Annotated in this window: 16 protein-coding genes; 6 read left to right on the top strand and 10 right to left on the bottom strand. The window is 42.0% G+C overall.

Annotated features, from left to right (window positions below):
• Positions 1-101: 101 nt before the first annotated feature.
• Positions 102-1364, top strand: a complete 1263-nt coding sequence (locus tag IH598_13845; protein MBE0639595.1) for a GWxTD domain-containing protein — start codon at positions 102-104, stop codon at positions 1362-1364.
• 65 nt (positions 1365-1429) lie between these two features.
• Here the strand turns inward: IH598_13845 and IH598_13840 are convergent, their stop codons facing one another.
• From IH598_13840 to IH598_13810, 7 genes are all read right to left on the bottom strand, one after another.
• A complete protein-coding gene (locus IH598_13840) occupies positions 1430-2152 on the bottom strand; it encodes a DUF2807 domain-containing protein (protein MBE0639594.1) in 723 nt (240 codons plus the stop codon).
• Positions 2153-2172: 20 nt separating this feature from the next.
• Positions 2173-3015, bottom strand: coding sequence for a DUF2807 domain-containing protein (locus IH598_13835; GenBank protein MBE0639593.1), 843 nt, complete (start codon positions 3013-3015; stop codon positions 2173-2175).
• A gap of 37 nt (positions 3016-3052) precedes the next feature.
• The gene (locus IH598_13830; protein MBE0639592.1) at positions 3053-4114 is read right to left on the bottom strand and encodes a hypothetical protein; all 1062 of its coding nucleotides are present in this window, start codon (positions 4112-4114) and stop codon (positions 3053-3055) included.
• 3 nt (positions 4115-4117) lie between these two features.
• Positions 4118-4543 carry a hypothetical protein gene (locus IH598_13825; GenBank protein MBE0639591.1) on the bottom strand — a complete coding sequence of 142 codons (426 nt, stop codon included), beginning with the start codon at positions 4541-4543 and terminating at the stop codon, positions 4118-4120.
• Between the two features lie 192 nt (positions 4544-4735).
• The gene (locus IH598_13820) at positions 4736-5293 is read right to left on the bottom strand and encodes an RNA polymerase sigma factor (protein MBE0639590.1); all 558 of its coding nucleotides are present in this window, start codon (positions 5291-5293) and stop codon (positions 4736-4738) included.
• Positions 5294-5669: 376 nt separating this feature from the next.
• Complete coding sequence (locus tag IH598_13815) at positions 5670-6536, bottom strand: RNA polymerase sigma factor RpoD/SigA (GenBank protein MBE0639589.1); 867 nt, start codon at positions 6534-6536, stop codon at positions 5670-5672.
• Between the two features lie 221 nt (positions 6537-6757).
• The gene (locus IH598_13810; protein ID MBE0639588.1) at positions 6758-8209 is read right to left on the bottom strand and encodes a trypsin-like peptidase domain-containing protein; all 1452 of its coding nucleotides are present in this window, start codon (positions 8207-8209) and stop codon (positions 6758-6760) included.
• 237 nt (positions 8210-8446) lie between these two features.
• Between IH598_13810 and IH598_13805 the strand changes: the two genes are divergently transcribed.
• The 5 genes from IH598_13805 (at position 8447) to IH598_13785 (ending at position 11751) form a co-directional block, all read left to right on the top strand.
• Positions 8447-9235: a diaminopimelate epimerase gene (locus tag IH598_13805; protein MBE0639587.1), complete on the top strand. Its 789-nt coding sequence runs from the start codon at positions 8447-8449 to the stop codon at positions 9233-9235.
• Between the two features lie 43 nt (positions 9236-9278).
• Entirely contained in the window at positions 9279-9797 is a 519-nt protein-coding gene (locus IH598_13800) for a GNAT family N-acetyltransferase (protein MBE0639586.1), read from the top strand.
• A gap of 11 nt (positions 9798-9808) precedes the next feature.
• Entirely contained in the window at positions 9809-10867 is a 1059-nt protein-coding gene (gene mltG, locus IH598_13795; GenBank protein MBE0639585.1) for an endolytic transglycosylase MltG, read from the top strand.
• A 13-nt stretch (positions 10868-10880) separates the two neighbouring features.
• Entirely contained in the window at positions 10881-11312 is a 432-nt protein-coding gene (locus IH598_13790) for a tetratricopeptide repeat protein (protein ID MBE0639584.1), read from the top strand.
• Between the two features lie 100 nt (positions 11313-11412).
• A complete protein-coding gene (locus tag IH598_13785; GenBank protein MBE0639583.1) occupies positions 11413-11751 on the top strand; it encodes a hypothetical protein in 339 nt (112 codons plus the stop codon).
• Between the two features lie 79 nt (positions 11752-11830).
• On the opposite strand, the gene IH598_13780 is transcribed toward IH598_13785, so the two are convergent.
• The 3 genes from IH598_13780 to IH598_13770 all read right to left on the bottom strand — a co-directional run.
• Entirely contained in the window at positions 11831-13540 is a 1710-nt protein-coding gene (locus tag IH598_13780) for a S8 family serine peptidase (GenBank protein MBE0639582.1), read from the bottom strand.
• 69 nt (positions 13541-13609) lie between these two features.
• The gene (locus IH598_13775; GenBank protein MBE0639581.1) at positions 13610-16012 is read right to left on the bottom strand and encodes a hypothetical protein; all 2403 of its coding nucleotides are present in this window, start codon (positions 16010-16012) and stop codon (positions 13610-13612) included.
• Between the two features lie 88 nt (positions 16013-16100).
• On the bottom strand, positions 16101-18328 hold a 2228-nt coding region (locus IH598_13770; GenBank protein ID MBE0639580.1), incomplete at its 5' end, for a T9SS type A sorting domain-containing protein.

Here is an 18328-nt window from a genome sequence, read left to right as displayed (position 1 = left end):
TTTATTCTAATGTTAACGCGTGTAAATTTACTCTTTTTTTTCAAGGAAGCCAGTTTATGGAATTGTTGCTATTTTTACTGAAAAATTTAATACACCAGGAAATGATAAGAACGTTCACTAAGCTCCTCCCTGCATTTTTGCTTGCTTTTACATTAATTGTCGTTGGATGTAAGGTTAGTAACCAGATCACCATTGTTAATTTTTCAGCATTGTACCAGGAACATGAAGGACCGGACATTACTGGAATAAAAGTTTTTCACGAAGCTGACAGTGTTTCGCGTATTTTCGTCCGCTACTTACCTTCGAGCCTGCGCTACGCAATAAAACCGGGTGGGGCATATCATACAGCTGAATACTCTTTTTCTTACAAATTATTCCAGAATTATGAAGCCAATGTGGTGCTCGACAGTGGCACATTTTTCTTGTACGATTCACTTTATTATCAAAACAAACTTTCCCTTGTTTACAATTTCCCGTTTAAAGCAGTATTTTCTCAAAATTATGTAATGGAGCTCAGGTTTACTGATCTTAACACAGAGAGCGCCCTTATCTATCCAATTCACATAACTAAGAATGATCAATTAAATGCACAAAATTTCCTTGTGGTTGATGAAATGAACGAAGTAGTTTTTGAGGATTGGCTGGGTTGGAAGACAAAGTTCCGGATTATATCAGCTAAAAAAGAGATCGACAATCTTTTTGTTCAATACTTTTCCGGGGATTTTCCTGCTGCCCGTCCACCTTTTTCGTTGGAGCACCCTCCGGTATATAATCTTAAACCAAAGGAATCATTTAATGTTGCTTTAAATAATGGAACAACGGAGCTTTTACAATATGGAAAAGAAGGAATTTTTTATTTCCGTACAGATACTCTTTTGCGGAGCGGATTAGCAGTTTTCAGGTTTCATGACGATTATCCGATGATTACTGACCCCAGCCTGCTTCCATTGCCGCTGCGCTATCTTACTTCGACTGAGGAGTTCAGGAAACTCACGGGGAGTGATGATCCAAAAACAGCTGTCGACAAATTCTGGATTGAGACAGCCGGAAATGAAAAGCGTGCCATTGAACTGATAGCATCATATTATGACCGTGTTGAAACTGCCAACCTGCATTTTGCCTCTTACAAAGAAGGATGGAAGACCGACAGGGGAATGACCTACATTGTGTTCGGCCCTCCAAAACAGGTTTTTCGAAGAACCAATATCGAAACCTGGGTTTATGGCGAGGCGGGGAAAAGGGTTTCATTAAGGTTTGATTTTATTGAGAATGAAAACCCTTATACTGACAATGATTATGAACTTGTCCGGTTGCCGGAATTTAAAAGCCCTTATTACATTGCCGTTGATTTTTGGAGAAGATAAAAATTTACAACCTTTACATAATCCTGGGTCACGATAGATATCCAAAAAGCAATTTTTGTAACCTTCTATTGTTTTTTCGATAAACTGCCGGCGCCTGAAATGGTTTGCTCGATTGACGGATCTCCCTGATAGGTCACAGATCCGGCGCCTGATATGTTAACCTTAAGTGATTCAATGGCTGAAACCCTCGCATCACCAGCACCTGTAACTTTAATTTCGAGGTTATTCACATCAAACTCAAATGCCTTCAGGTCGGACGCACCAGTTAACTTTGCTGTAAAACTGGTCGCTTGTCCTGCAAGTGTAACGTTGTTGGCTCCTGATAACTCTGCATCCAGACTGTTAACATTTAGGTTAAGAGTTAAGGTTGAGGCGCCGCTGCCTCTGACAGACAAGTGTTCGAGATTCAATTGATTTTCACTGCTTAAATCCACTGCGCCTGATAGTTTGATTCGTGATAAATTAACCATTGAAACAAAGATTTTGATGTCTCTTGAGCCTCTGATATTTTCCCTGGATTTAATCTCCAAAACGCCTCCCATGACCTCTGTTGAAATTAAATCCATCAGATTTTCATCGGCTTCCACCACAACACCTTCCGTGGGTCCTTGAGTAAGAATTACACTGAACCCTCCTGAGACTTCCATTTGGTCAAATGATTTAACGGTTCTGGTCTCGCTGGTGATCTGCCCGTTTCCTTCAACTCCAACTCCATACTGACAACTGCTGATCATAATGAGTGGTATGAACAGGAGTGCCAGGTTAATTGAAAACTTCCTAATTTTCATGACTTTATTGTTTGATTTATTTATTTTTTGTATACCGAGCCGGAGCCTAATGATGAAACATCTACACCTGTTGGCGTACCACGGTAGGTCAAATCACCCGAGCCCATCAATCTTGCCTTTAGTTTACCGGAAACGGAAACAATAACATCTCCGGACCCGTTGTTGCTGACTTCCACATCCTGTGCTGAAAGATTGTACAGGTTCACATCTCCTGAAGCAGACACATCGACTGAAACGCTGCTGGCACTGCCATTCAGTTTGACATCACCTGAACCGAATATGCTCAAATTGCATGTGTTCAATCGCAATTCGGATGCAGAAAAATCACCTGAGCCCATGACATCCAGTTCGAGATCGCCTGTAATTCCTGAAATTTCAATATCTCCGGAACCGTTGACCTGTGCCTCAAGGTGGTTATAATTAAGCTCCAGTTCTACATCTCCGGAACCGTTGATAGAAATTGACAGGCTGTTCCCTTTAATTACTCCTTCCGATTCCAAATCGCCAGAACCATTGATTTCGATTCCATCCAGCCGGCTCAAGGTTACCAGTACTTCAAATTTTTTGTAATTCCTTATGCTCCCTTCAGTTTCGACTATCAGTGCATCGCCTTTGACTTTGGTGATGATGTTTTCAAGCAAATTGTCGTCAGCCTGCACCTGAACCACTGTCCGGTCGCCTTGTGTCACAATTACATCCGCTGATCCCAGTATCTTTATTGTGGAAAAATCACCTACATTACGCTCCTGTTTCACAACATTTCCACTACCAGTAACACCAAAAAATTGAGCATGAGCAGTTAAGCTAATGAATACAAGCATGGTTGCAAGTATTGATGCCAGGTTAAATTTTGTGCTTTTCATTTTCTAAAGTTTTAAATTATTTATTTTGTATGAATTACTATTCAAATTTGATATCAACGTTACCATAACTGCTTTTGATAAAAACGGAAGCGCCAGGGTTGACGGCAGATCCCAACTTACCTTTGTAATTACTTTTAAATGCTGTTGTCACCTTCTCTGATAAATTGGCCTTATTTTCCGGGTATTTCAAATCACAAAAACTCATCTCTGCTTCTAAATTGAATCCGGCTTTATTGTCAAAAACAAGGGTGCTGCTTCCAAAACTATTTGTAAGGTCAACGGAGGAGAAACTGGCTGCTATGTTTTCAACCTTTAGTGAGCCGTACTCTGACTTTGCTTTTATTGATTGGTTCAATGTACCCACTTCATTATCAGAAAATTTAGAATTTAGGACACAAATGTCAATGGTTCCGATTTTCAGACTTCCTCCTTCGTTTTGGGCCAATATACTCAAAGCCTCTGTAACCCTGGTATTGGAATATTCTGCAGCAAGTTCAATGTGACCAGCTTTTTTGATGGTCAAATCTCCATAGGATATTTTGGTTACACCACCTTCGATAGCCCCGATGGTAGCATTACCGAAACTAACCTTAATATCATTGTCGCTGTTTACCATTTCATTTGCCTGGAAAGATCCATACCGGTTGTTTACTGAAACCCGGCCACTGGCGTTTTCAATGTATGTGTTACCAAACATTTGGTTAATTTCCAGGTTGATGGTTTGAGGTAAAAATATCTCTATATCCACCGTCAGATTATCATTTTTGCTGACGATCTTGTCACTTAATTCACAGTTCACTTTTACTTTAAGTTCATCGCCAGTAATGCTCAGGTCAATTCTTTCAAATATCTGCTCAGCTTTATCCTGGGCTTTTGTTTCAAGGCTTGCCGTAACTTTAATGTAGATAGTGTTCAAATCATGATTTTTACAAACAATTTTACCATATTTGTGGTCAATTTGTAGCGTGGCATTATCCACTACCTTAAATTGTTTCTCTGCAAGCACTTTTTCTATTGTTTTCTGTGCCATCAGGTTTCCGCCTGTGATCATGAAGCTGATCGTAAGCATCATTGTGGTTAAAAATTTTATTGTTTTCATTTTTTACAAATTTTTATCTGTTGTTGTTTTATTATTTACCGATGGTATGGCTGCGTTTAACTGTTTCAGTATGGTTTCCATGATTTCAGCCTTTTGACGCTTATGGTTAATAAGGGCTGCTTCCAACTTTTTGTTGCCTGGGTTTGTCATGTATTCTTTTTCAATAGCAGCCATGTCAGCGTCAATATTTTGCAATTTCTCCATTGCCAACTCTTTAATTCGTGCTGCCTCTTCATCATTTAGCGCAAACTCACTGATCTGATCAATTCTTGGTTCAGCCTGTGAATCATAATAGGCAAAGGTGGTTTTAAGTTCTTCGGAAAATTCAATTTTTATAACTTCCAAAAGCACATGGCTACCCTGGTTTGACAGGAAACTAATCATTTGATTTTTCGACAGTAGTAACCATGACGCTGTAACAAAAATCATCGCAACAGCTGCAATTTTAAAAATACTGAAGTACCGGTCAGATTTCTCCTCAACACGTGTCACTTGATCGAGCTTTTCAAGAAACCGCTGCCGATGACCTTCAGGTGGTTGCCTGTCATCGAAGAAGCCTGTATTTTCCCGTATTTTCTTTTCTAAAAATGACATAATATTTATTTTTTTGATTTTAAGTATCTAATTTCTTGAATGCATAATGATTTGCAATAGCTTTTGTTTTGCCCTTGAATACCTGGTGCGCACATTCCCATTACTGGTTCCAAGTATTTCAGCAATTTCGTCATGATCATATCCTTCGAGCAAGTGCAGCGAAAGGACGATTTTGTAGTTTGCTTTCAGCTGGTCCATCGCGCTTTTGATTTCTTCGAGTTGACAAAAAATGTTTTCCGATATTTCCTCTTCTCCAGCGTAAGGATCTGGAATATCAAGATTTGATTCATCTAAACTCACCAGCTTTTTATGTTTCCGGATGAAGTTAATTGAGTTGTTGATGGCAATCCGTTTCAACCAGCCAATAAATTCTCCTTCACCCCTGAACGTCTCAATTTTCCTGAAAGCTTCAATGAACGATTCCTGCATCAAATCCTCCGCATCAGCGCTGTTGTCAACAATTCTCACGCAGGTATTGAAAATTGTATTAGAGAACATTTCATAAATTCTGACCTGTGCACCACGGTCATTACTCCGACAAGCCTCTATCAGTTCGTGATCCAATTCTTTCACCGGTGTATTCAACTTTTGTTGTTTTGATACTAAGACAAACGGGAATAGCGAATGTTACAGTTTTGGGAGATTTTGAAAATTTTTTATTCATGCTATTAGGCGACAATACGTTTGCTTCAATAACCAATAAAGGTTGGAATATAAAGATTGGTTAACAGGTTTGTTGCTTTGCAGCTCTCTGTTGCACCAGGGTTCAGCAAAGAAGATACAAAGAACCGCAGAGTAATAATGCATTGGGTATGCAAATGGTTAATCCAATTTTTTTAATGTCTTGCTGAACAACCTTCATCTTTGCGGCGGGGCTTTCCTACCCTGCTTAGATAGACTGGCATCCAACAAAAAAACCCAGCATCACTGCCGGGCTTCTTTATTTATTTCGAAACAACTACTATTGACCTAAATAAGCTTTGAGTAGTTTACTTCTTGAAGTGTGTTTAAGCCTGCGAATGGCTTTTTCTTTGATTTGACGGACGCGCTCGCGGGTCAGGTCAAATTTCATAGCGATTTCATCCAAAGTCAGTCCGTGGTTCATACCAATTCCGTAGTAAAGATTGATGACATCTCGCTCTTTCTTGGTAAGCGTGGCCAACGAGCGTTGGATCTCACGTGCCAGCGATTCTTTCATCAGTTCTCTGTCGGTAGTTGGATTGTCGTCCGAGACATAAACATCAAGGAGGCTCATGTCTTCATCCTGCGTCAATGGGGCGTCCATAGAAACAGTGCGGGTAGTAATTTTCAACACGTTATCCACCTTGTTTTCGGGCAGATCAAGTGATTGAGCGATTTCGTCGGCTGATGGGGGTCTTTCAAATTTTTGTTCCAGCTTTGACGATTCTTTCCGTATCCTGTTAAGTGAACCCACCTGATTGAGAGGAAGTCTGACAATCCTTGATTGTTCAGCCAGTGCCTGCAGAATAGATTGGCGGATCCACCAAACGGCATAAGAAATAAACTTAAATCCACGTGTTTCGTCGAATCGCTGTGCCGCCTTAATCAAACCAAGATTTCCTTCATTGATAAGATCAGGAAGACTAAGTCCTTGATTTTGATACTGTTTAGCAACTGAAACCACAAAACGTAAATTTGCTTTGGTGAGTTTTTCAAGCGCTGTCTGGTCGCCCTGTTTGATACGCTGCGCTAGTAAAACTTCCTCCTCAGCGGTTATCAACTCCTCCCTTCCAATATCCTGAAGATACTTGTCAAGAGAAGCCGTTTCACGATTTGTGATCGACTTTGTGATCTTTAACTGTCTCATTAAACCTTCCTTGTTTTATTAGTAAAAAGTTCCTTCGATAATTTGCTGTTTGATTAGACCTACCGGTATTAGCTTCAATCTAACTAATGGCGGTTAGAATTATTGTATTTTAATTTAACGAAATATTAATTTCGGTAAACAATCCGGCAAGTATTGGTTGCAGGATTGTTTACGAAAATTTTTAGCAAAAATATAACAAATAATAAGTTTTGTCAAGTAATTTAAAGACCTAAAGCATAATAAGATCTTTTGCCATTGGGATAAACACCTTCGATTAATACCCCTCCGCGTTTGCCTTCTGTTAATTTAACAATATCGTCGGTGGTTTTCACTGGCGCCTTATCAATGTGTGTGATAATAAACCCTTCTCTTACACCTTTGTTCAATAGCTCTCCCCTACGTATGGTTTTGACCTGAACGCCATGCTCAATTCCAAGCCTGCTTAATTCATCGGTACTCACCTGCTCAAAAGTTGCGCCTAATGCAGTGAGGTCGCGTTGATCCTTCTTTGCAATTATATCGGTTGAGTTATCCTTGTTTTTCAGGAGAACTTCTTTATCTATTACTTTGTTGCCGCGTTTGAGTTTAACCATCACACGATCACCCGGGTTACGCTGACCGATTGATTCGAGCAGACTGGAGACTGAGTTGATTGATCTGCCATCAATTTCAAGAATGATATCTTCAGCACGGATATCAGCGTCGTTAGCCGAACTGTTTTCCACAACCGAGACAACATAAATGCCCTGAGGGGATTCCAGTCCAATTTCTTTTGCAAACTGACTGTCAATGTCACGAATGGTCACCCCAATATATGCCCGTTGGAGTTCACCAAATGTAATGAAATCGGTGACTACTTTTTTAACAATGTTTACGGGTATAGCAAAGGAATAACCGGCATAGCTTCCGGTGTTGGAAGCAATGGCTGCGTTGATCCCTATCAGTTCACCTCTTGTATTTACAAGGGCGCCACCGCTATTACCCCTGTTTACAGGAGCATCAGTTTGAATAAAAGACTCAATTGCGCCGGCAGTTCCGAGAATATTGATATCTCTTGCTTTAGCACTAACGATGCCGGCTGTGACTGTTGAGGTCAGGTTAAAAGGGTTCCCTACAGCAAGCACCCATTCGCCAACCCTTATTGCATCAGAATCTCCATAGGGCAAATAGGGCAGATTTAATGCTTCAACCTTGATAAGGGCAAGGTCAGTGGAAGGATCTGTACCAATGATACTTGCTTCATAGGAACGCTTGTCGTTGAGTGTAACCTCCAACCTGATGGCATTCTGAACAACATGGTTGTTAGTAACAATATATCCGTCGCTGGTAATTATTACCCCTGAACCTGTTGCAACAAGCGGTTGATTTTGCTGACGCGGCATCCCGAAAAATTCATAGAAAAACTCATCGTAAACAGAGTTTCGTCTGCTCACTTCAGTTTTAATATGCACTACCGCATGCACTGTCATATCGGCAGCCTCAACGAAATCAGGAACATTTTCCGGCACCGGATAATTTGCAAGATAACCAGGCGTGTTGACAGGAGCGATTCCTTCCTGAGAGGTCATGTAAACAGTCTTTGGCGCCTCTTCCTTTTCAAAAAATTTGTAAATTACAATGGAGAAAAGCCCTCCAATCATTGCTACCAAAATTAATGATGCGAACCTTTTCATAATATTTAGTTTTTTAAAGTTTGTCCGGCTTGAACAAAATTTAAACCACACTTTACTGAAAAAGTTTTAATAAAGTTAAAAATGAAACACTTAATTCGGTTAACAATTTCTTTCATCCTGAAAAGTGAGAACATTGAAGCTGCAATGAATTTCGAATAAATTTGAAATTCAAATCATTAACTAAATTTTCCAACATCACCTCCGAAATTATTAGTTTTGCAGCCAGATTCTAAAACAATGGAACTCAAGTTTTACAAATATCACGGCGCCGGGAATGATTTTATCATGATTGACAACCGGGAGAGATTTTTTAATCCGGAAGCGACAACGATAACGAAATTATGTCATCGTTTTTTTGGAATTGGAGCCGATGGACTTATTTTACTTGAGCATCATCCCGAAGCTGATTTCAGGATGCGGTATTTTAATTCTGATGGTCGCGAAGCAACGATGTGCGGCAACGGTGGAAGGTGCTGTGTTGCATTTGCGCGATTCCTCGGTTTAGTTAAAAGTGATGCAAATTTTATTGCTGCTGACGGGAGGCATGTAGCTGTAATTTTGTCGGAATATGATACATCAGTAGTCGTTAAACTCAAAATGAGTGATGTGGTTAATATTCAAAAATTCGACGAAGGCTTTTTTCTTGACACAGGTTCTCCTCACCTGGTTCGTTTTATTGAAAATGTAAATGACCTGGATGTGAATGCCGAAGGGAGAAAAATAAGAACAATGAGCAAATGGGGCACTGACGGGGTAAATGTGAATTTTGTTGAGTTGAAAAGTGGAGATGTTCATGGTCGTACTTACGAGCGCGGTGTTGAAAATGAAACGCTTTCATGCGGGACAGGTGCTATTGCTATGGCTTTGGCTGTGTATTCAAATGGTTTTATGACTGATTCACCGTTATTAATTCATGCTCCCGGTGGACAACTAAAAGTTCATTTTAATGCAGTAGATCATTATTTCAGCAACATTTGGCTTGAGGGACCTGCCGAAAGGGTTTTTGAAGGGAAAATTCAATTCTAAAACATTACAATCTGCAAGATTCGTTCGTAACCATTTTAGCTTTATGAAAGCAGGACAAAAAATTAAACTTCGTGCGCTGGAACCTTCAGATGTTGATCTGTTGTATGAATGGGAGAATGATCAGAGGATCTGGCATATCAGCAATACTATTGCACCACTTTCCAGGTTTGTTCTCGAACAATACGTTCTCAACTCACACCTTGATATTTTCAATACAAGACAACTCAGGTTTATGATTGATGATTCATTCAGCGGGCAGACAATCGGCACTGCAGATCTATTTGATTTTGAACCCATGCACAGAAGGGTCGGAATTGGGATTTTTATACTTGAAAGTGAAAGAAATAAAGGAAAAGCCTCCGAAGCGCTGAACCTGCTGATTGACTACTGTTTTAATACATTAATGGTAAATCAGGTTTTTTGCAATATTACACCTGACAACAGCGAAAGTATTCAACTTTTTACAAAAAAAGGGTTTGAACTGATCGGAACCAGGAAAAACTGGTTGCTCATAAACAACCATTGGACTGATGAAAATATGTATCAATTGATCAAATCGTAAGTTTCCTGGCAATGAAAAGGAAAAGAACAAAACTGCTTCTTTGGATCACGGTTACAATAGCTTCCATTGTTATACTGGCTGTTGCATTAGCCGGCTACATTTTTTACAAGACTTTATTTGGCAACAATGTAGCTTTACCTGCAAATCAGTCTGGTTATTTATATGTCAAAACCGGTTCTGCTTACAACGACCTTTTGCTCAATGTTGAAAATTCAGGGTTACTTATTAACATAAGTACATTTAAGTGGCTTGCAAACCGCAAAAACCTGCACCGGCATGTTTATCCCGGCAGATATGAATTCAAACCGGGAATGAGTAATGATGAAATCATCAACATGCTTAGGTCAGGCAAGCAGAAACCACTCAATGTGATTTTCAACAATATCACCTTCCCTGCCCAACTGGCTGGAGCGGTTTCGAAACAGCTGGAAGCAGATTCAGCCTCAATCATGAAACTCTTTAATGACGAAAAATACCTGACCAAATTTGGGTTAACAATAGTGTCAGCTCCTGCGATTTTTATTCCCAACACTTACGAGTTTTACTGGAACACCTCAGCTGAGGGCTTTTTTGATCGGATGTACAACGAGTACAATAAATTCTGGACCACTGAGCGAAAGTTAAAAGCTGAATTACACGACCTGACCCAGAAAGATGTTTCGATCATTGCCTCCATTGTAGAAAAGGAAACCAACAAAAACGATGAAAAAGCGAGGATTGCAGGCGTGTATCTCAATCGCCTGCGGAGGGGATGGAAGTTGCAAGCCGATCCAACAACTGTTTACGCCGTTTATCTGCAAACCGGTGTCGCACTCAACCGTGTATTGAGAGTTCATACGCAAATTGATTCACCTTATAATACATACATTCATGTCGGTCTGCCGCCAGGGCCAATCTGCATGCCTTCCATTTCGAGTATAGATGCTGTGCTCAACACTGAAAAGCACAATTACATGTTTTTTGTTGCCAGTCCTGATATGTCAGGGTATCACCGTTTTTCAACCAATTACAATCAGCACCTCATCTACGCGCGTGAATACCAGGCGGTGTTGAATCAGATGAACAGATAAATAATTTCTAATGATGAATCACTATAAACCAAAAACTCCGGTAATATTAAAGGTTATTGGATTGATATTGCTTTTTGCTTTTGTTCAGTGCACAGATCATGAAATAGAATCCCGAAAAACGGTTAGGAATGGTGTGGCGAAACTTTACCGGATGCAGTTGAATGAAGCCATGCAGGATTTTGAAAAAGCGGCCCGTCTTGATCCGAAAAACCAGGAGGCCTGGTTTTACATTGGTGTCATTCATCAAAATTACAAGGCTTATCAAACTGCTATCGAATATTTTACAAAAGCAATTGAAATAAAAAATGACTATGCCGATGCCTATTACAATCGGGGCTTGTGTTGGTTCTATTTAGGTGATCGTAACAAGTCATGTGAAGATTGGATTGCTGCGGAGGAATTTGGTCGCGAGAACATGAGTGACAGGACTGAAAAATGCAGGTAGACAAGCGGCAGGAAATAGTTGGACGTTGAGGAGTTGAGAGGTTGGATGCTGGGCGTTGGCAATTTAAATCATTGAATATTAATTTCAAATTTTATACATCATGCCATTATTTAAAATCGTCTCCAATATTGATGTTTCAGACAGGGAATTGTTTATAAAAAAAGCTTCAAAAGAAATCGCATTGATTCTTGGCAAGAGCGAAAAGTACGTGATGGTGATTTTTCATCCCAATTCATCATTGATTTTTTCGACAAACGAAGAACCTGCACTTTACATTGAATTGAAAAGCATTGGGTTAACCGGGGAAAAAACAGGTGATATTACAATGAAAATAATGGAGTTTCTCGAAAAAGAGACCGGTGTATCCAAATCCCGTATGTTCATCGAATTTACCGATGTACAGTGCAATCTTTGGGGTTGGAATGGCGATACTATGTAAGTTTTTCGTTACTCCCTAATCCTGGCAATGAGGTTAGCTATTTCAGCTAATAAATCGAAAGAATTTGGATGATGACGGTTTAGTCATTCAATTTCACAATTTTCTGAGTAGCCATTTTTTCATCAACATAAATACTGACCATGTAAATTCCTTTTCTTAGACTACTCAGGTTAGATACTTCAAAATAATTATGTCCGAATTTCAGCGGCTTCGATTCTTGCGAATACACTTTTTTACCTACCAGGTCGTAAATCTCGATAAACACCTTCTGTGTATCCAGAGAATTGTAAACTATATTTATTCTATCCTCAAAAGGATTGGGGAAAACACTCATTTCTCCCGGATTTTCTGCAAGTCCCTGGTTAATTGTTGTAAGTACCGCCCTGGCTTGATTATAGTCCGGGATGCCATAACCGTATTGATAATTAGGATTGAAAGCGTAGTTTCCGGTGTTCTGAATGGCTTCAAGAATTTGTGTATTCCTGATTGTTGGATCAATTTGCCAGAGGCAGGCTGTCATTCCGGCAATGATTGGCGAAGAAAAAGAAGTTCCGCTTGAAGTTGCCGTTCCACCGTTGGTTGAAGCAATTACGGTTGATGAACCGCGTGCAGAAACATTTGGTTTCAGCCTTCCGTCATAGGTTGGTCCGATAGAACTAAATCCTGCGATATTGCCATTCACATCCACCGCACCAATGGAAAAAACGCTGTCGCCATCTGCCGGTGCACCAATCCATGGCCATGTTGATGAATTTCCCGAATTTCCGGCACTGTTCACAGCGATCATCCCCCGGCTAATGGCTCGGTCGGCCGCTATAGTTGAGGGTGCAGTGTTACCGTCCATGTGGGAATAGAGATGGTTTTGCGATGGGTCATCAAAATCAATGTAACCCAAGGAGGAATTGATAATGTCTGCACCTACACTGTCAGCATACTCGGCGCCGGAAGCCCAGTTGTACTCTTCGATGATGTATTCCGAACCGGTGTCTTCAGTTCTGATCAGATAATAGCTGGCTTGAGGCGCTGTTCCGATAAGTTCTCCGGGCAAGTTGGCCCCCATGGTCGAAAGAACTGCAGTACCATGAGCACTTCCCTGATAAACATTTTCTCCACCGCTGACGAAGTCTCTTGTACCAAGGATTCTTCCATTCATATACAAAGAGTCAAATGCCGCCATTTGGTTAGTGGATGAAAATCCTCCATCAAGAACAGCAATGATCATCCCCTGCCCCTGGAAGCCATCATCGTGCAGAGGTATTCCATTGATTTGGTTAATCTGGTCATAACCCAGACCATAATTAAGAGATAGGATCTTTTTTGCAGATTTCAATATGCTGCCTGATGGCTCAATCAGTTCGCTAGCCTGACCGGGTTTGTTAAGGGAGACCTCCTGGTCGAACCTGGTTTTAGGATGTACGGCGGGCGCCTTTGATGCTTTGTAAACACTCTGAACAAAAGGTAATGCTTCAATCTGGGTGATTTTTGAAGGATCAGTGGTATAAATAGTAACCCCATTCATCCATTTCGTAGGATTGATGAGTTGAACGCCAATGTTTGCAACCTCCTGAAGGTATTGCGGGTTTACCGGCAGATCGTGAACATCAATTGGAATATTGAACCTGTTTCTACGCTCGATAGCCCTTGGTGACAGGTAGGCTTCAGGGTTCTCAATTGAGTAGGGTGAATTGTTTTTGTCGGTAAAAGCAACGAAATATTTATCAGGATAAACCTGGGCATTCATTGCAGTAATGATAAATGAGGCAAGCAGGACAAGTAAACTCGTTTTCATGGTCAGCGTTTGTTTAGAATTTGAATAATAGTTAAGATTAAGATAATTATCTAAAGTTGAGATTAGTGCTTAATTTTCAAAGTAACTTTTCATCAGTGCTTTTTGTTCACTAGAGAAGAGTTCAGACTCCATCGCCTGGTGTATGATTTTTCGAAAATCATTTTGCCTGTAAAAGTAAATCAAACTTTCCTTTGCAGCATTTCTAATTTTGAAATTCCAGTGAAAAAGTCCTTCCATCATATTTGAAGTCACTTTTTCGTCTAACAGGTTAAGACGCGTCAATGCTTCCATCGAATTGATCCGGGTTTCAAATTCGTAGCTGGATGAGGTGTAATTTTTCAATTCCGGTTCGAAAGCCCAACCACCCCTGCTAATGGCAATTTCAAGCCATTTGATGCGTATGTTTCTCCCTCGCCATCCGGTTTCATCCTGGGTCTGATCGAGGTATTTGCCATATTTTTCAGGGAAAGAGTGACACAGGTTTTCCAGCGCCAGCTCTGTGTTTAGGTAAGATTTATCTTTGAGTAACTTTTCATATTCTTCGCGCAGGGATTCAGGTATGATCTTCACCTGTTGAAGCACAGCCAGCCTGACTTTGTCGTCCGGATCGTTGATGGCTTTGGCAATTAGTTGCTCAATATCGCTATCCGTTTGAGCGGCAAGCTGTGCAATGATTTCGCCTTTGGTCAGGTGAAAAGTTTCTTGCTCATAGATATTCAGCAGGTGTTTCTTCTTCTGTTCAACAGTGATTGGCCTTAACGCCACCAACGCATCGTATCGGTCAATCATGTTTTTTGCTCTGGCGGCTTGTGCGATAAGTTCATCGTATGTCCGGGAAAATTTCACCTTTTTCAACACCTTGCGGTTGGGATCAAAAAGCACAAAATCAACCTGTTTGTTACCTGGATTCGGGATGGAAACGATTTCGGTTTTTTTCTCAATCCACTGCATTTTTTTACCTGTGGTAGAATCGGAGTAATACACTTCGAACCAGACGGGCATTTTGAAAAGCCCTATCAACTGATCAGTCGGATGCATTTGTTCCACTTTGATGCGGGTTTCTCTTCCAACAATCTTGTTCACCTGCTCATAACTTACTTCATACTGAGGCTCACCTCCACGATAAATCCATTGCTCAAAAAACCATTCGAGCGACCGGCCTGTTGTTTTGCGGATGGCTTGCAAAAAGTCACTGGTTTCGGCAGTCTGGTAGGGATAACTTTCAAGGTAATACCCGATCGTGGCCCTAAACTCATTTTCACCAAGTACATCCCTGAGCATATCCATCACCAGCGAGCCTTTTGGATACCAGCGTTCCCGTCCACCGCGCCCATGCCCCACCCCGAAATTGTTCGACAGTGCAGCCCGGTAGGTATCCTCCAGTTCTTTGTGGCGCTCCCACTGGTAATAATCTTCACCGAAAATGTGCTGTTCAAATTTTTTTGCCCAATAGGTTGCAAAACTCTCTGTTAACCAGACATCCTTATGCTTGAGGTGGGAGATATAATTGCCAAACCATTGATGGGCCAACTCGTGGGAGTTCACATTCACATAATTTCTTCCGAGAAATCCCCGTCCATCTACCATCAGGTAATCTCCAAATACGGTAGCAGTGGTAGTTTCCATGGCTCCATACATATAGTCAATCACCGGCGCCTGGCGGTAAAGTTCATAGGGATATTCAAACCCGAATTCCTTTTCAAAAAAATCAAACATCTCAAGCTGGTACTTGTACGCATGATCGAAATGGTCTTCCCAGTCCGGATAATACCAGAGCTCAACGGGTAATCCACGCTTGGTTTTAAGGTTTTTGTAATTGTAATCGCCAATAACGAGGCATGTAGAGAAGAAGGGATGTGGTCGGTTCATCCGGTAGTACCACGTTTTAGTGTTGTCTTTATTGGTCACAACATCCACGCGCACGCCGTTTGAAAAGACTTTCAGGTCTTCAGGCACTGTGACTGCCATTTCAACGGTTAAAACTGCTGCAGCATAGGGTAGCCAGTGGTTGGGCCGGTGTGCCCAGATTTGCTTCCGTTTGATTTGCTGAGGATCGTTCCAGCCGACAAAGTAAAGGCCGTCAGTGGGTTTTGAACTGTATTTAAATAAAATTTTATGTTCGGTTTGCCATCCAAGTTTGGCAGGAGGATAAACCAGCAGGTTGTTTTTTCGGAGAAAAAATTTCGCCTCCTGGCCATCAATCTTAATCCAGTCAATTTGTAGTTCCCGTGCGTCAAAAACAAGCGAATCAATTTGTTCGCGCAGAGTCGTAAACGTAAACTCAGCTTCGCCTTTTACCAGGGTGTCGTAAGGTTTAATGTTTAAATTGGCTTTTAAATGATGAATTTCTATCTCAACATCCTTGAATTCGTAGGAAGCATCCCAAAGATAGGTAATCGTTTTATCCTGTGATTTTATGGGTAAGTAAATAGCGAACAGGAAAGTAAAAAGGATAATCCGGTGCAAAATCATTTTTCGCTGCAATTTGATGGGCAAAGATATTGATTTTCGTAAACCTAAACCCTGACAGGTTTCTAAAACCTGTCAGGGTTGAAAAGATTTACATCACCACCAGCCTTTTGGTGAATATTTCTCCGTCAATTTCAAACCGGATAACATACAATCCCGGCTTGTAGTTGCTGACATCGAGCAGGAATTCGCTGCCGGTGAAGGTGGATTGTCCGATCAATCTTCCTTCCATGTCGCTGATCTGGTAACTGACCTCGCTTTCATTGCCGGCGATGAAGATGGTCACCTGGTCATCAGCAGGGTTGGGATAGAGATCAATCTGAACTTGTTCTTTATCCATTTCAATCACATCAACTCCGGCAAAGTCGTCGCCGGCCTTGAGGAAGGGAACTACCTCCACGTTGTCGAACCATGCAACCGAAGTTCTTGAAGCCAGCACACTCTCGGTGAAAATACCGGCCTGGATGCAACTGTTCATGCTGATGGTTCCGCTGTAGCGCTGCTGCCAGGTAGTTCCGTTGTAGGAAGTGAATACCTTGAAGTTGCTGCCGCTGCGCTGAATTTTCATCCATCGAATAAGTTGTGCTACCTGGCTGAGGTTGCGCATGGCGCTGCCTGTTGATGTGCGGTAGCCGATGATGACGTTAGGATTGTAAAGTCGTGTTTTAAACAGGATGGCTTTGGAAGCGTGTGCATTGCTTTCACGCATCATCACACCGGCCCAGCCGCCGTTTTGCACTTCATCGAGGCGGGCAATCACAGTTCCGTTTCCACACAACTGCTGATGCACAAAATGATGAACATCTTTGGTTGTCGTGCTCTTGCCGGTGGCGGTGAGCATAAAAGTGCCTTCATCATCGCAGGGTGAATAAATGGCTGTTCCGTTGGCGCTGGCGTGGGTGTTGGCGTTGAGCCAGGGTGCTGGTAAGCCGGTACCTTCCTGCACGGTGATGTTAGAATAAACTATCGTTTCATTGTTACATTCATCCACAACTTTTACTTCAACCGTGATGGTTTGACCCAATTTGGTGCAGTTGAAGGTAGATGGAGTCATGGTGATGGATGCCACACTGTTTTCGTTGTCGCCATAAACAGAGAGCAAATCATTGACTGCCAGTGTGTAAGTGCCGCTGGGATTGAGAGCTACGGTGTTGTTGATTGGGGTTGCGTACGGTGGATTGGTATCAATGGTGATCTTCACTGCATCTGAATAAGCCGGATCGCAAACACCGCTTTGCACTTCCGCCCTGAACCAGGTGTCCTGAGTTACAGCGCCGATTGTTGATCCTGATAGCGTTGTGCTTGTTACAGAAATATTCACCGGTGAAGTGAAGGCCGCATTTGCAGAACGTTGCCATCTGAGCACATTGCCAACGTGGCCGGTCAGTTCAAGATCGGCAGGCGTTTCGTCGCTGCAGATGGTTTGGGCGTTGGTCACTGTTCCACCTTCGCTGAGCGGGTCAACAGTAATCTCCACCACATTCGATTCCACCCAGTCCGTTTCACACGTTACCTTTGCCAGCCTGCGGAACCAGGTGGTTTGGGTTACTGTCCCTACATGTGTGTAGGTTTCGGAAAAAACTCCCGGAATATCTGCAAAAGTTGGGCTTGCTGTGCTGATCTGCCACTGGTACTCAAGATCGCCTACGTATCCTGTAGGTACTGAAGCACCGGTGAACGGCACAGTCAAAGTGCCATAGCAAATGGTCTGACTTTCAGCAATTTCGCCGCCGTTGGTGGGGTTGGTGCAGCAAAATTCAGTAATAACGATTTCGTTGGTGACGACAGTGCAACCGGAGGCAGTTGTTACCACAGCAATGTACGTACCTCCCACAACAGGAGTATAGCTGGTAATGAACGTACCGCCCCATTTCTGGATGCGGTGATTGCTATAATCAGCAATGAAAATGTTACCGCTGCCGTCAACATGAACACCAAATGGAGAATACAATTGATTGGCATTGGAGCCATATCCGTTGCCGCCGGCTACTGTGGCGCCGCTTGTTGCTCCCGGCGCCCATTTCTGGATGCGGTGATTACTTTGATCCGCAATGAAAATTGTACCGGCGCCATCCACAAAAACGCCAATAGGATAAGCAAGTTGATTGGCAGCAGAGCCAGATCCGTTGCCGCCGGCAACCGTGGCGCCGCTGGTTGCTCCCGGCGCCCATTTCTGGATGCGGTGATTGTTTCTATCAGCAATGAAAATGTTACCGCTGCCATCCACAAAAACATCGTAGGGATAAGCAAGTTGATTGGCATTGGAGCCATATCCGTTGCCGCCGGCTACCGTGGTGCCGCTAATTGCTCCCGGCGCCC

It is taken from the genome of Bacteroidales bacterium (assembly GCA_014860585.1).
Lineage (GTDB): Bacteria > Bacteroidota > Bacteroidia > Bacteroidales > 4484-276 > RZYY01.
The sequence above is the reverse complement of the archived record's forward strand: the minus strand, read 5'-3'. Positions and strand labels throughout refer to the sequence as shown.